Below are 15,351 nucleotides of genomic sequence, written 5' to 3'. Positions count from 1 at the left end.
CGCGGAACGACAGAGGCATTATAATCATCCCTCTGCAAGGATAAAAAACATGGATAACATTGACGGGGTATCCCGGTATCGGATTCGCGGTTTGGCTATCTGGGGCTTTCGCGATCAGCAACACTGCGTGGATTACCTGTTTGACGGGCATCAGGTTAAAACCGGCTGTCTGGTGGCGATGAACGCCGAGAAAGTACTTAAGGCGGAACGGGACCCCGCCTTGTTTGCGTTGCTTAATGAAGCGGAAATCAAATATGCCGACGGCATCAGCATCGTACGATCCATCCGCCGCAAATACGCCTCCGCCCGGGTTTCCCGCGTCGCCGGCGCGGATTTATGGGAAGGGATTATGGCGCGGGCGGGTCAGGAGGGTACGCCGGTATTTCTTATCGGCGGCAAGCCGGCGGTTCTGGAGCAAACCGCGGCAAAATTACGCGCCAGTTGGAACGTCGCGATTGTCGGTTGCCGGGACGGTTATTTCACTGAAGATGAAAAACCCGCCCTCTTCAGCCGAATACGGGAGAGCGGTGCGGCCATTGTCACCGTGGCGATGGGATCGCCCCGACAGGAAAAAATCATGGGGGAGTGCCTGCGCTATTACCCGAATGCGTTATACATGGGCGTAGGCGGCACTTATGACGTTTTTACCGGCCACGTCAAGCGCGCCCCTCTCATCTGGCGGAACATGGGCCTGGAATGGCTCTATCGCCTGGTCAGCCAGCCAGGCCGCATTTGCCGGCAGTTTAAACTTTTGCGTTTTGTGGGCTATTATGTCAGCGGGCGCCTTTAACGGGCAGGAAATGAGCAAAGCGTCATCAAACACATCAAAAGTATGAAAAAGCACTAGACAGTCAGCCCGCGATTCCGTACTATCCCCACCCGCAACGGCGCTAAGCGCCCGTAGCTCAGCTGGATAGAGCGCTGCCCTCCGGAGGCAGAGGTCTCAGGTTCGAATCCTGTCGGGCGCACCATTTTTAGTTTAGTGCGCAAGTGCTGTAGCAGTTGCTTCACCGCGTTGCGGTAGTCGGTAATGGTGATTGTAGCTCAGTTGGTAGAGCCCTGGATTGTGATTCCAGTTGTCGTGGGTTCGAGTCCCATCAGTCACCCCAGAATCAGTGGGCATGCGAAGGTGGCGGAATTGGTAGACGCGCTAGCTTCAGGTGTTAGTGTCCTTACGGACGTGAGGGTTCAAGTCCCTCTCTTCGCACCACAACCTTGTTAGATTGATCGCCGGTATCTTTTGTCTTTCCTTGTGCAACTTCTCCGCTGAAACGGCGGTTATAAACACAGTGGTTTGCGGTATGCCGCGTCCGAAAATTTTGTAAAATGCAAGATATCGGCGAGTAGCGCAGCTTGGTAGCGCAACTGGTTTGGGACCAGTGGGTCGGAGGTTCGAATCCTCTCTCGCCGACCAAATTCCCCAAAGGCTCAGTCTGGCGATGTTCGGTTTGAGCTGTGAAATATCATGAAAAACAGTAAGTTATAAAAAACTTACTGTTTTTTGTCTATGTTGTTCTCCGCGTTCTCGTTATAACTCTCCCGCTATTGACTGGTATGTTGCCGATATTCTGCTTTCACAAACCTGGCGATAAACCTCAATCGCCGCACTGCCCAAAAGACGAAACCAAAATTTGCTCTATACTTGTTTAGAGATTCTACGCATTTTATCATCATATCCCACAAGGATAACTGGTATGTTGGGGGAAACAGTGTAGGCTGACAGTAAGGCGCTTTTAACTGAAAATCATTAACCTTACATATCATAAATATAAAAAATATGACGTTTTCAGGTAGAAATTAACATCGTTCAGCTAAAAGCGTGGTGAAAATAAATTTTTTCACCATGGATTGTTAAGTGATTATTTATGGACAGCAAAACTGCCATATAAGCAATAGCCTCGAATAATCGCAGGCGGCATGCTTGTATAAAAAAAAGATGGTTTTTTGAAGGGTAAAATACCATGTTGAGTGTTAGTAAAAAAACGCTTACATGTATCATTCAGCCGCCGCATGTTGTACTGTGCTGAAAATTTATGTAGGGAATTTTTCCCTGAGGCCATAATTTTTATTAGTATGTTTAAAAAGAGCCAGTTATAGCATGTGCTCTTTACAAGGCATATGAGTTGATGAGAGGTGAAAAATGGAAGTTGATTTTCTGTTAATTGAAAACGATGGAAAAACATCCATTTATCGGGATGAATTCAAGATCGGGCGTATTTTAGTGACGCCAAAAATGACCCTGATGGGCATGGCTCAAAGCAAAAAGAGGAAGTCAGTCCCGTCTGCCAGGAGTTATGATACGGTCGTTCATATCAGTGCTGACGGACAGCGGTATGCGGTGGCATTTTCGGGAAAAACCTTATCTGCCCTTGAAACCGATGAGTTAATTAAAAGATCGGTTCCAAAACCATTGCCTCTGTAAAAATTCCTAGTCAAGCGATCGGCTCGCTCAGCGCGGATTAAAAAGGGTGTTGAGGCGATCTGTGCGCGATTTTCATTATTTCCCGTCTTATCAAATCGCTATTTGATTAAAAATAAACTTACCAGTAAAAATCTTAAGCCAATTTTTGGAGTATTAACCCTGGCTACTGGAATATTTTAGCTTCTGGCATTGATAACAAAAATTATATTCAATAGTTCATAAATTGTGAAATAATTTAACACAGTTTTGTTTGATAAAAAGTAATTGTTCGGCTTATTGATTTTGTTCCATTGCCTAAAGAGGCAAGCCACTAATTTAAATGAGCATTAAGTCTATATGACTGATATTGGAGGCCCTTGTGGCTAAATTTTTAATGATCGGCGGCTCATTAGATGGACAAATACTCGAAAAAACCTACCCACGAGAAGTTATACATAAAATTAATGGCACTGTAAATGTAGAGCCGGTAAGCGAGGCGTCCCAGAGACGCGAGATTAGCACTATTGAGACATATTATGTACATCATGCCTATTTTGCGGGTAAATTATACCCTTATGCCTCTTTAGAAAATATTAAAGTCGAAAAAGTCAATGCATTAATCAAATCATCGGGTCTTGAAGCACTGAATTGATCCCGGAAAGCATTGATCGTTGTTTTGCCAAAAGATTGGTGTTAGGCCTCAGCGACCCCATTCAATAAGGGTCAAGGCGTCGTTAGGCTAAATAATTGAAACAATCCTTCAGCTTGCCGCTCTTGCCTGCGTTCATTAGCCATCAATAATTGTATGACTTATCGTTTTTGATAAAAAGCGTTAGTCGCCGACGAGTATGCGATCGTACACTTTTGATCGTTGCTTTTAGCAAGAACATGGCATGAACGATATTAAAAACGATGGCAAGATTGGGGAGCAATGAATGAAATTATTGCGTTATGGTTTACCCGGCGAAGAGCGTCCCGGCATACTGGATAATCAGGGCCGAATCCGCAGTCTCGATAAGGTTATTCCAGATGTGAGCTGTACCGCGTTATTGCCGGCCTCCCTGGATATGCTCCGTGGACTGGATATCCAACAGTTGCCGCTGGTGGGCGGCGAGCCACGGCTGGGGCCTTGCATCGGCGACGTGGGCAAATTTATCTGCATCGGCCTCAATTATGCGGACCATGCCGCTGAAACCGGCGCGGCGATCCCCGGTGAGCCTATTGTATTTAATAAATGGACTAGCGCGATCATCGGGCCGAACGATGAGGTGCAAATTCCTCGGCAATCGGTGAAAACTGACTGGGAAGTGGAACTGGGGGTAGTGATTGGCCAAGGGGGGCGCTATATCAGCGAGCGGGATGCCTTGGATCATGTGGCCGGTTATTGTGTGGTAAACGATATCTCCGAACGCGAATGGCAAATCGAGCGGGGCGGCACCTGGGATAAGGGCAAGGGTTGCGATACCTTCGGTCCCATTGGTCCCTGGCTGGTGACGGCGGATGAAATCCCCGATCCCCAGGCGTTGAATTTATGGCTGGAGGTTGACGGCAAGCGTTACCAGAACGGCAATACCAATACGATGATTTTCGGCGTCAGGCACATCATCAGTTATCTTAGCCGGTTCATGAGCTTGCAATCCGGCGATATCATCGCCACCGGGACGCCTCCGGGCGTGGGCATGGGGCAAAAACCACAAGCCGTATTTCTTCGGGCGGGTCAAACCATGCGCTTAGGCGTCGAAGGGTTGGGTGAACAGTTTTTAAAAACCATCCAGGCCTGAGCAGGTTGATTTCGGGTCGGCTAATCCCAGCATGGCGGCTCATGCCGGGTAGAAATTTCTCCCCCTATGCCATCTCCAGCCCTACGCCGCCAGGGCTACAGGTTGTAAAGCCTCTTGACGAGGGGACAATCTCTCGGACAAGCCGAGGGACACCCGTGGTTCACGAAAATCTTCGCTACGCTTGACGCTGTTAATGGCCGGCGGCTTTATCAATGGCGGCTTGTAGCGCCTCCTGATCAACCGCGCCGGCAAAAACGGTGATATTTTCCTTCGTGGCGCCGGCAGTGGGCATAATCACGAAACCGGGGGTGCCGCTAAAGCCGATTTGCTGCGCCAGCTCGTTGATATGGCCCAGCGTGGCGACATTTTTATGTAATTCCGCCGCCGACGGTTGTGTAAAATGGATTTGTTTAAGCACGCCGGAGATATCCTCATCCGTCAACTTGCCTTCGTTGTGGCCGGTTTTATAAATCCCGTTGTGATAAGCAATATACCCCTTGGCGCCTTGCTCTTTCCACACGCTCAGACCCGTCTCTGCGGCGGTGATGGAAGGCTGCCAGCGACCGCCGAAAATCGGCCATTCCTTGAAGACAAATTTTACCTTGTCGTTGGCCTGCATGACGGATTCCATGATGGGCGCCATCTGATTGCAATAAACGCATTGATAATCAAAGAATTCCACCACCGCTACCTTGGCGTCCGCCGGACCCGCCGCGGGGGTGTCTTTATCTGCGAGTAACGCGGCCTGGTTATTCAATACGCCCTCGGTCAAGGCGCTCGCCTGCTCCTGGGCCTGTTGCGCCTGCAGCTTCTGACTGACCTGAACCAATATTTCAGGGTGCGCCATCAGATAGTCGGCGGCAATTTTGCCGATGGCTTCCTGCTGCGCCGGTGTGAAGGGCGCCTGTGCCGTTGTGTCCGCCAGGGCGGTCCGGCTTATCAATGCGAGGGTCGTCACCAATACGGCATGTTTGAGTTTGAAATTCATCACATTTCCTTAGAAGCAGTCAAGTATATACCCTAAATAATTCGAGTTGCAGGAAGGCGGCGACGCAGCGAATCCCCAGGAGCTTACACGAGTAAGTGACTTGGGTGAGCGAGGAAAGCCAACACTCCTGCAACTTGAAGTATGACGGGTAAACAAACATGACATAAATAGGGAGTTTTCAGGTTGGCCGGATGCAGAATACCATCCGCCGGCCGCTGCGGTAACCTAAATCATATGGAGCGAATAGGCAATAAATGGCGTATACGTTGGTCACCTTGAAAAGAGCGAATCCTTAAATCTTCATAAAGGGCACACTTTACCTTAAGGCAGTTAAGAAATTTAACAGAATGTCACTCAATGGCGACATCTAACATCATGAAAGCAAAAGCTATAGGCTGGGTGGCCAGGATGCTGTCGTTATTCGGTGACAGTTAGGGGTTATGAGTATAATGGTTTCAGGCCTAAGGGCCGGGCGGCGGTTTGAAGGCCTCTAGATAAACTTATATTTAATTAATTGATATTTATAGATAATTAATCAATAAATTCTCTTTCGACGCCTTTGCTTTCCTATTTTTATTGGTCATGCCGCCAAGGTGGCATAAGATCTGCAACAGCCAGGATGTAGATGCTCATTCCAACCCTTATGTTCGCGTTTACGCCTCATAAACCCGGGAATGATGCAGAGCCAAATTAAGGTGCCTATTGTCCATCCTCTTGATGAATTTTCATCAGACATCCCGGACAAACCGTTGAGTGAGGCACCCCCTGTTGTCTTTGATCCGACCTTATGCACTTGTCTTGATGGCAAGTGTTTTTTTTATTTCACGATGTTCCCCGCACTCAAGAACCTCAGATTACGCCTCAGTAATTCAAATTAAATTAAGTAATAGAGTAGGTGGCAGTGCGCGCAACGAGCATGTAAGGGGCCGGGCCAACATCGGCGTCGATCGACCCAGTGAGGCGCGGCAACGACTGAGATTGACTATCATCAGGGGTGTCGCTAAAGTTTTGTCGAATAAGCGGTTATGCTGATTCAGCCGTTTTCCCTCATGCCTCGTGCGGTCTTGAATGACACCCGAGGGATGCCGAACATTCGCTCTGGAATGGTTGGGACCAATGCGCTTAACTACCCTCGTTTTATCCTGGATCAGCCGCCGGGCAGTATGGGCGGATGGACACATCTTCGCCATCGCCCCGGAACAACTGGGAATGGAGGAGGGCGCAAGAGCGTCAACAGCGATGGCGGTCATGCTTTGTATCGCGGTCGTGTTCGGTAACCCCATGATCGCGTACGGCGCGGTAGCCGCCTTTTGGAACTGTCTGTGCGACCCGTTCGGATCGTCCCATGCCCGGCTAAAAACCATGGCGAGCTTTAGCGTCCTGGGTTTTATCGTGATGCCACTGGCGGCCTATGGCGCCAGCTGGGGGCCGTTCGCGGCCTGTGTGAGCCTGTTTTTGCTGGTCTTCGTGTGCGGTCTGATGCGATCATATGGGCCGGCACTCGGCCCCATGCCAGCCCAGGGGGGATTGATCGCTTCCATTGCCGTGGTCATCGGTATCTCTTCTCCTCACGGACCAACGGGTGCGCTTGAAATGGGCGGGTGGTTCCTGGCGGGATCGGCATGGACCATTCTCTTATGCGTGTTTTTATGGCGAACCTCCCCTCGGCATCTCGCCCAGCGCAGACTAGTGATACTCATGAGCCGCCTTAAAGACATGGCGTCCTCATTGATAAAACTCGATCGCGTCCCAGATGATTCCCGGGCCTGGGTCAGATTCGATACGTTCCACCGGCGGGGGGTGCGTACCTCCATCGAGCGGGCAAGACAGGCCGCGGCTTATGCAGGTCCGCAATCCGCCTTCCTCAACCACGGCGTCGATGCCGCAAGCCGTACCTTTTCCGCCCTCATCTCGCTCGGACGTCATCGACGTCTGGTATCCGCGCCGATGGACGCCTTCGAGCAGCGGCCACTGCTGCCCGCTGTTGCGCATCTTCTCGGCTCGTTCGCCGACAGACTGGACGCGGTGGAGGTGGACTACACCCATGTCATACAGGAAGCGGCAATCTTGTCCGACACGATCGGCACACGCGACGACGCTCCCGCGCGCGCCGTGGCGTTCGCGCTCACCGCCATCGGGCGTTTTTGCCGGGAAAGGCAGGCGACCGCCACGGACGACGTAACGCATGAGCCTGTACGGGCATACCTCAAAATCGACCCGCATGCATGGCGCAACGCCCTGAGGGTCGCCATCGCCGCATCGATAGCCTACATAGTCGGCGTAGGGTTCAACATCGCGCTTCCGCAGTGGGGCGTCATTGCCGCGCTACTGGTTACGCAACCCATGGCGGCCAACACCTGGCTGCGGATTCTGGAACGCGCCTGCGGAAGTCTTATTGGCGGCGTGATCGCCGCCCTGCTGATAGCCCAACTGGCCGCCCCCTGGGAGCAAGCGATGGCCGTTGTCGTGCTGGCCACGGCTGTTATTGCATTTCGCCTGGTGAACTATGGCCTGTTCGTGGTTTTTCTCACCCCGATGTTCATGTTGTTATCGGATTTCATAAAGCCGGCGGAAGGCTTGATCTATGCGCGAATCGTCAACGAGCTGCTGGGCGCCTGTATCGGTGCGACAGCCAGCGTTTTGCTATGGCCGGTCAATGAACGCAGTGCATTGGCTACCGCGTTGTCCGACGCGGTAGCCGCAAACATGGAGTTCGCCGCGGCCGTACTCAGAGAGTCAAGCGGGAATAGCGGCGAGCTCGATAAGATCCAACGGGAAGCCGGGCTCGCCAGCACGCGGCTCGAAGTTGCCAGGGAACGTATGTTGTTTGAGGGACGATCGGGAAGCCATCGGTTGGATCGGGTGCTGGACGCCGCCGTTGCTTTGCGCGGGGTGTGTGGCGCGGCGGCTGTTCTGGAAATATTATGCCGAGGGAATACATCGGTGGAGCAAGAGGCTCGCGCCGATCAATACGGAAAGCTTGCCGTCTCGCTGCAGCACAAGCTGATTGGTACAGCAGACGAGGAGATATCCCCGTTTGCAGAGCATCCCGATGATGACCTGAGCCACGCCGTTCGTCGTCTCGTTGAGGCCGTCGATTTGCTAAAGCCCTGACGTTCGCTTAATCGTTTGCCGGCTTACGGCGATTTCAGGGTCATCATCAAACCGTCACGGCGCATCTGCGCCGACTCTTCGGGTAAATGCAGGCGATCCAGCACATCCGCCAGCCAGGCGTAGTCATGGGCGTCCGGACGCTGCTTGAGCGCGGCGCGAAAGGCATCGGCGGCGGCCTGCCATTCACCACGCTTCATCAGCAATTGTCCCATGGTGCTGTCAAGCAGCGGCGTGGCGCCCTGCTGTTTAATTTGCAGGCGCAGCACCTTTTCCAGCTGTTCGGGGTCGCCGGTTTTTAGCCGGGGGATAAGCAACAGCAGCTGTTCATTTTTTTGATTTTTCAGCCCTTTGACAATGATGGCCTGTGCGGTTTCATGGTCGTTGCATTCAATCAGATGCTCCGCCAGGGCCACCAGCAGGCGCGTATCGCCGCGGGTTTTGCGGTCCTGGCCGCGCCACCAGCGGTTCAGTCCCTCACTGCCTTCATTCTCCATAATCTGGTCCATCAGCCCGGTGTATGCCTGATAGCCCAGCGCGTCTATTTTCCCTTCTTCATAGACCCGGACCTTATGCATCGCCGGCAGGATATCCAGCAAGGCCTGCCAGGCATGAGTGCGGATAAACGCCTGTTCGGCCAGGCGCAAGACCTCCGGGTGCCGCGGAGCTATGGACAATAGATGGTCGACGCCGTGGCGGGCGGCATGATTTTCATTGCGCGCCAGTTGCAGCCGGACCCGGGTGATATCCACCGGCAGCTGATCGCTGTCGGCGGCTTCCATGGCGCGCTCAAGATGCTGGTTGGCGCGGATATCGTCTCCCCGCTGCTGCGCGGCCTCGGCGGCCAGCAAATAGTTGACCACCGGCTGATCCGCATGGTCTGCGTTACGGGTCATCAATTTTTCAACCTGCCGATAGTCCCCTTCGGCCAGTTTCATCATCGCCGCTTTGGTGTGCACCCGGGCGCTGTGGCTTTTACGACCGATGAACCAGTGCCGGGTGCGCGCGCCTGTACGAAACACCCTTCGCAGGATGGCTTCGATAACAAACAGGACGATCAACGACAGAATCAGCATGATAACCAGCCCGGTGACGCTGGTTTCAATATTGTAATTGTCGGTCTGGATCAATACATAACCCTGATGACCGGCCACCATGGGGCCGATAACAATGCCGGCAATCAGCAGGATAAGCAGCAAGAATACCTGTAGCATGGTCTATTCTCCCTGGCTTGCGGCGGCGGTGGGTTGCGCCAGCAGGTTGCGCACCCGGGTCTGCATCAGTTTTTCCATAAGCGGCTGGCTGAGCAACTGGTCCGGTACATTCAGGGACACGCTTTGCTGGCTCAGGGCGTCCACTTCGCCAAGAAAGGCGCGGGTAGCGGCGTCATTGGTGTCAAAATAGGCGCGTACCCAGGTGGACACGGTTTCCAGCGACTGCTGATAGACTTCATTCTGGTGGCGCGGTATTGCCTGGGCGGCTATCAACAGGCGGGAGCGGATATTTTCACGCAAGTAAACGTCTTGATTGGGCGCCAGCAAAGGTTCGGCTCCGGTGTCCCGGCGGCGGATGGTGATGAAATCATTGATAAAGTTGTGCCAGCTTTTGCTGAGATTTTGCCGCCATTCCCGCACCGATCCCGAAAGCTTGCTATCACCGTTGCCGTCCATCGGCGCTTCATCGCTGTCGTTGTCCGCCAGGCGCAGGTTATCCACCTGATTCGACAGTTGATTCACTTTCAGAATAATACCATCGAAATCTATCTGGCTGACGGCGGACAAACCGGCGATATCTTCGGTAATCGCGCGCCGTACCGGCATCAGACTGGGGTCGTTCATGTCCGCCAGACTGGCGTCGGCGCTTTTCAGCAAGGCGCCGGCGGTGACGACGTCCTGATCGCTCCACAGTTTACGACCGGCCAGTTTTATCAGAAAATCCGCCTGCGCCAATAACCAGGTATTGGCTTCGGAGCCGGAAATGGTGGCGACTTTCTCCCGCAGCTCCCCCAGTTGCCTGGCCTGATCCGCCGCCTGCTGCCGGGCCGCGGTCAATGTCTGGTCCTGTTGCCGCAATGCGGTTTGATATTGCTGCTGTTGCTGTTGCTGCGCCTGTTGCAGTGCGTTAAGACGGGATTGCAACTGTTGGCTGGCGGCGGCTTGCGCCTTGCCCTGGCGGACATTGAAGAAATAGAGCGCGGCGGCCAGCAGCAGGGCGAGGATGATGGCCAGTATCGCCAATATGATCCCAAGCGTTGGTTTGCCGCCGGAACGGGACGCACGGGGGGGGTTACCGCCGGTTGCCGGTTGCGTCTCGCTAAATAGGGGTGCCGTTGCTCCGGACCGGGACGCGCCGGGAGTTTCGGCCGCGCCGGCGGCGTTTTCCTGCGGCGTTGTTGGAGTAGTGTGTTCCGTCATATTGGCCCATCCCATGTTAAATTTAGAGCAGCACGCGCATAAGTGCATCATTATCTGCTGCATCAGCCACGACGATATCCGTCCAGCCTAATTGTCGGGCCAAGGCCCCTATTCGTTCACTCACCACTATCAGCCGGCAGGCAAGCAGCCAGGAGTCACGATAGTAAGCGGGAATTAAAGTATAGAATTGTTGTAACATTTCGCCGCTGGTTATGATCAAAGTATTTATACCCAATTGCCGGCATCGCCGACTTTGCTCATCACCGTCATAACTCACCGGGCTGCGACGGTAGCATTCGCAATAGCCGACCTCGACGCCCCGTTGACGCAGGATCTCTTCAAGAACTTCCCGTCCGCCGTTACCGCGCAGAATCAAGGCCTGTCGCCCGGTTACCCGTTGCAGGGCGGGAAGGTCGAGCAGATGCTCGCTGCTTTCGCCGTCGCGGGGATAGTCAACGTTTAATCCGCTCAGGGTATGCAGCAGTAATCCGCTGGTACGGCCCACGGCGAAATAATCGAGCTGCGGTGGCCACGCCAGTCCTTGCCGGGTCAGCAAAGCGTGTGCGTAATCGATGGCATATTTGGATACCGCGAACAGCATATCCCCCGCTTTTAGTGCCTCAAGGCGCGACGGCAATAATGCCAACTCATCGCCGGGAGAAAATTCAATCAAGGGTAAATGCCAGGCGGATTGACCCCGGGAGCGCAGGCGATTGACCAACTGTTCGCCGGCCGGTGATGGACGGGTCACCAATATGGTCATTGCGGCGGGTTTCCCTGGTAGACCTGATCAAGGATTTCCCGGGCGCCCCCGCGCAGCAGTTCTTCCGCCAGCGCTTCACCCAGGGCTTGCCCCTCGGCGAGCGGGGCGCTGCGCTCAGCGCGGATAACCCGGCTTCCGTCCGGACTGCCCACCAGGGCCCGCAGCCACAACCGGTCGCCGCGGATTTCGGCATAACTGGCGATAGGCACCTGGCAGCCGCCTTCAAGGCGGGCGTTCATGGCCCGCTCGGCGCCGACCCGAATGGCGGTTTCCCGATGATGGAGCGGGGCCAGCAGTGTGAGGGTGCGGCTGTCGTCGAGGCGGCATTCGATGCCCACCGCGCCTTGGCCGACGGCGGGCAGGCACTCTTCAGGCTCAAGGGGCGACCGGATGCGTTCTTCCAGGCCCAACCGCTTAAGGCCTGCCACCGCCAGGATAACCGCGTCGTAGTCCCCGTGATCCAGTTTGGCCAGACGGGTGCCCACGTTACCGCGCAGATCGCGGATGATCAAATCCGGCCGGCGTTCCCGCACCTGGCACTGCCGGCGCAGGCTCGAAGTGCCCAGCACCGCCCCCGCCGGTAAATCCTCCAGGCGGCCATAGCGGGAGGAAACAAAGGCATCGCGGGGATCTTCACGTTCGCAAATCGTCACCAACCCCAGCCCGTCGGGAAAGGAAACCGTGACATCTTTCATGGAATGCACGGCGATATCGGCGCGGTCTTCCAATAACGCCCGTTCAAGTTCCTTGATAAATAACCCTTTCCCGCCGACTTTGGCCAGCGGGGTATCCAGCATCACGTCGCCGCGGGTTATCATCGGCACCAGCTCCACCCGCAGATCCGGGTGATGGCGCAGCAATTCCCCCCGCACGTATTGTGCTTGCCACAATGCCAGGGGACTTTGCCGGGTGGCGATCCTTATCAGGTTATTTTGCATAGTGTTCGTTACCGTTTCAATCATTCACCGCCCATCCTATCATTGCATTCTATCATTGATGGTAAGGCTCTGTAAGGTATAGGGATCCGGGGGGGAAAGCGTCGGGCAACCCGCCGACATCATGGAATTAAAAGTAGCAACAGGGAAAAGTGTTATAATTAATGAGTAGCTTAACTTCCTTTACGGTCAAACAGCAAGGTGTTAAATTGATCACGTTTCCAGCAATTATCGGCCGAGCATTCTTCTAACATTATATCCCGGCGGATTTGGAAATAGGATTTTTTAGGCACCGGGATAACCAGGCGAGACGTCTTGTACTTTTATATCGAGACACTGAAACAGAGACTGGACGCGATCAACCAACTACGGGTAGATCGGGCATTGGCGGCCATGGGGCCTGCCTTTCAGCAAGTCTACAGTCTGCTGCCAACCTTATTACATTATCATCACCCAATGCTTCCGGGTTACCTCGAAGGTAACGTACCCTGCGGCGTTTGTTTTTACACGTCTGATGATAAACAAACCGCCTGGCTGACCGATATGACCCAAAAATCGGCCATTCCGCTGGTGGTTCCGGTGAGCGGCGAGCGCCCGATTACCGGCGTCTACTCCATGGGCAGTACCTCCTCCATCGGCCAGAACGCCAATTCAGATTTGGATATCTGGGTCTGTCACCAGTCCTGGCTCGACAATGTGGAACGGGCCCAATTGCAACGCAAATGCCTGCTGCTGGAAAAATGGGCCGCAGCCCAGGGCGTGGAAGTCAATTTTTTCCTTATTGACGAGAACCGTTTCCGTCACAATGAAAGCGGCAATCTCGGTGATGATGATTGCGGGTCCACCCAGCATATACTGCTGCTGGACGAATTCTACCGCACCGCGGTACGCATGGCCGGCAAACGTATTTTGTGGAACATGGTGCCGGGGGATGAAGAAGATCATTACGACGAATATGTCATGTCGTTGTATGCCCGCGGCGCGCTGACCCCCAACGAATGGCTGGATTTGGGCGGCCTGGGCACGCTTTCCGCCGAAGAGTATTTCGGCGCCAGCCTGTGGCAGCTCTATAAAAGCATCGACTCCCCATATAAAGCGGTGCTGAAGACCCTGCTGCTGGAAGCCTACTCCTGGGAGTATCCCCACACCCAGCTGCTGGCGATGAATATTAAACAGCATCTCCATGATGGCGAGATCGTCTCTTTCGGCCTGGATCCCTATTGCATGATGCTGGAACGGGTAACCCATTACCTGACTCAGATTAACGATATGACCCGGCTGGATCTGGTGCGGCGCTGCTTTTACCTTAAAGTCTGTGAGAAATTGTCCTCCACCCCGGCAAGCGTGGTCTGGCGGCGGGAGATTCTCAGCCAGCAGGTCAAGGAGTGGGGCTGGGACGAAGCGCGTTTGAGCATGCTCGACGATCGCGCCAACTGGAAAATCGGCCAGGTGCGGGAAGCACATAATGAATTGCTTGACGCCATGATGCAAAGCTATCGCAATTTGATTCGTTTCGCCCGGCGGAACAATCTGAGCGTCAGCGCCAGCCCGCAGGACATCGGCGTATTGACCCGCAAGCTCTATGCGGCATTCGAAGCGCTGCCCGGCAAGGTCACTCTTATCAATCCGCAGATTTCCCCTGATTTGTCTGAGCAGCACCTGACGTTTATCCATGTGCCCCAAGGGCGCGCCAATCGGGCTGGCTGGTATCTGTATAACCAGTCGCCGTCGATGGAATCCATCATCAGCCATCAGCCGCTGGAATATAACCGCTATCTGAACAAGCTGGTGGCCTGGGCCTGGTTCAACGGCCTGTTGACCGCCAAAACCTGCCTGCATATCAAAGGCAGTGATGTGTGCGATCTCGGCCGGTTGCAGGAGCTGGTGGCGGATGTTTCCCGGACGTTCCCGCTGCGGGTGCCCGCGCCGACGCCCAAGGCGCTGTACAGCCCCTGTGAAATCCGCCATCTGGCCATTATCGTCAATCTCGAATACGATCCCACCGCCGTTTTCCGCAATCAGGTGGTGCATTTCGATTTTCGCAAGCTGGATGTCTTCAGCTTCGGCCAGCAGCAGGAATGCCTGGTGGGCAGCATCGATCTGCTGTACCGCAACTCCTGGAACGAGGTGCGTACACTGCATTTCAGCGGCGAGCAGGCGGTGCTGGAAGCGCTGAAAACCATCCTCGGCAAAATGCATCAGGATGCCTCGCCCCCCGACACGGTGGAAGTGTTCTGCTATAGCCAGCATTTGCGCGGTTTGATTCGTACCCGTGTGCAGCAGCTGGTTTCCGAATGTATTGAACTGCGACTCTCCAGCACCCGTCAGGATCCGGCCCGTTTCAAGGCGGTTCGGGTCGCCGGCCAGACCTGGGGATTGTTCTTCGAGCGCCTGAGCGTATCGGTGCAGAAGCTGGAAAACGCCATTGAATTTTATGGCGCCATCTCCAATAACAAGCTGCACGGGCTGTCCATACAGATGGAAACCGATAAAGTGCATTTGCCGCCGGTGGTGGACGGCTTTGCCAGCGAAGGCATCATACAATTCTTCTTCGAAGAGAGTTCGGACGAGCAGGGTTTTAACATCTATATTCTTGATGAAACCAACCGGGTCGAGGCTTACCATCATTGCGAGGGGAGCAAGGAAGAACTGGTACGGGACGTGAGCCGTTTTTATTCCTCGTCCCACGATCGATTTACCTACGGCTCAAGCTTCATCAACTTCAACCTGCCTCAGTTCTATCAAATTGTGCAACTGGACGGGCGCATCCAGGTGGTGCCGTTCCGCAACAGCGTGCTGTCGCATCTGGTGGCCGCCACCTACGAACAGGATGCGTCGCAGCAGCAGGCGCGCTCGAACTGATTATACTGGTTTAGGCATTATTTTCCCTTACCCCGTCGCCTCCCCAATTAATTCTTGCATATCCATTGAACATCACAATCGTTCGGCATCTCCAGT

Annotated in this window: 11 protein-coding genes and 4 tRNA genes; 10 read left to right on the top strand and 5 right to left on the bottom strand. The window is 54.1% G+C overall.

Annotation, left to right across the window (positions count from 1 at the left end; translation table 11 throughout):
* Positions 1–49: 49 nt before the first annotated feature.
* The 8 genes from wecG (at position 50) to HB631_RS20350 (ending at position 4,182) form a co-directional block, all read left to right on the top strand.
* A complete protein-coding gene (wecG, locus tag HB631_RS20385; protein ID WP_213993014.1) occupies positions 50–790 on the top strand; it encodes a lipopolysaccharide N-acetylmannosaminouronosyltransferase in 741 nt (246 codons plus the stop codon).
* A gap of 104 nt (positions 791–894) precedes the next feature.
* A tRNA-Arg gene (locus HB631_RS20380) sits at positions 895–971 on the top strand.
* Positions 972–1,033: 62 nt separating this feature from the next.
* Positions 1,034–1,109: transfer RNA gene (locus HB631_RS20375), tRNA-His, on the top strand.
* Between the two features lie 14 nt (positions 1,110–1,123).
* A tRNA-Leu gene (locus HB631_RS20370) sits at positions 1,124–1,210 on the top strand.
* 127 nt (positions 1,211–1,337) lie between these two features.
* Positions 1,338–1,414 (top strand) — tRNA-Pro (locus HB631_RS20365).
* A gap of 726 nt (positions 1,415–2,140) precedes the next feature.
* Positions 2,141–2,422: a hypothetical protein gene (locus HB631_RS20360; protein ID WP_213993013.1), complete on the top strand. Its 282-nt coding sequence runs from the start codon at positions 2,141–2,143 to the stop codon at positions 2,420–2,422.
* A gap of 358 nt (positions 2,423–2,780) precedes the next feature.
* Entirely contained in the window at positions 2,781–3,053 is a 273-nt protein-coding gene (locus HB631_RS20355) for a hypothetical protein (protein ID WP_213993012.1), read from the top strand.
* 283 nt (positions 3,054–3,336) lie between these two features.
* Positions 3,337–4,182 (top strand): fumarylacetoacetate hydrolase family protein, encoded by an 846-nt coding sequence (locus HB631_RS20350; protein WP_213993011.1) that lies wholly within the window; start codon positions 3,337–3,339, stop codon positions 4,180–4,182.
* A 190-nt stretch (positions 4,183–4,372) separates the two neighbouring features.
* On the opposite strand, the gene HB631_RS20345 is transcribed toward HB631_RS20350, so the two are convergent.
* Positions 4,373–5,170 (bottom strand): DsbA family protein, encoded by a 798-nt coding sequence (locus HB631_RS20345; protein ID WP_213993010.1) that lies wholly within the window; start codon positions 5,168–5,170, stop codon positions 4,373–4,375.
* Between the two features lie 1,116 nt (positions 5,171–6,286).
* On the opposite strand from HB631_RS20345, the gene HB631_RS20340 reads away from it, so the two are divergent.
* Positions 6,287–8,284 (top strand): FUSC family protein, encoded by a 1,998-nt coding sequence (locus HB631_RS20340; protein WP_213993009.1) that lies wholly within the window; start codon positions 6,287–6,289, stop codon positions 8,282–8,284.
* Between the two features lie 23 nt (positions 8,285–8,307).
* Here HB631_RS20340 and hemY read toward each other — a convergent pair whose 3' ends face one another.
* From hemY to hemC, 4 genes are read right to left on the bottom strand one after another with little or no spacing between them, the layout of a single operon-like run.
* Positions 8,308–9,495 carry a protoheme IX biogenesis protein HemY gene (gene hemY / locus HB631_RS20335; RefSeq protein WP_213993008.1) on the bottom strand — a complete coding sequence of 396 codons (1,188 nt, stop codon included), beginning with the start codon at positions 9,493–9,495 and terminating at the stop codon, positions 8,308–8,310.
* A gap of 3 nt (positions 9,496–9,498) precedes the next feature.
* Positions 9,499–10,695 (bottom strand): uroporphyrinogen-III C-methyltransferase, encoded by a 1,197-nt coding sequence (hemX, locus tag HB631_RS20330; RefSeq protein ID WP_213993007.1) that lies wholly within the window; start codon positions 10,693–10,695, stop codon positions 9,499–9,501.
* Positions 10,696–10,717: 22 nt separating this feature from the next.
* Entirely contained in the window at positions 10,718–11,458 is a 741-nt protein-coding gene (hemD, locus tag HB631_RS20325; protein ID WP_213993006.1) for a uroporphyrinogen-III synthase, read from the bottom strand.
* Entirely contained in the window at positions 11,455–12,396 is a 942-nt protein-coding gene (hemC, locus tag HB631_RS20320; protein ID WP_213993050.1) for a hydroxymethylbilane synthase, read from the bottom strand. Before hemC ends, hemD begins: the two co-directional genes overlap by 4 nt.
* Before the next feature lie 312 nt (positions 12,397–12,708).
* Between hemC and HB631_RS20315 the strand changes: the two genes are divergently transcribed.
* Positions 12,709–15,255: a class I adenylate cyclase gene (locus tag HB631_RS20315; RefSeq protein WP_213993005.1), complete on the top strand. Its 2,547-nt coding sequence runs from the start codon at positions 12,709–12,711 to the stop codon at positions 15,253–15,255.
* Positions 15,256–15,351: the final 96 nt, after the last annotated feature.

The organism is Sodalis sp. dw_96, from assembly GCF_018449575.1.
Taxonomy (GTDB): Bacteria; Pseudomonadota; Gammaproteobacteria; order Enterobacterales; family Enterobacteriaceae; genus Acerihabitans.
The sequence above is the reverse complement of the archived record's forward strand: the minus strand, read 5'-3'. Positions and strand labels throughout refer to the sequence as shown.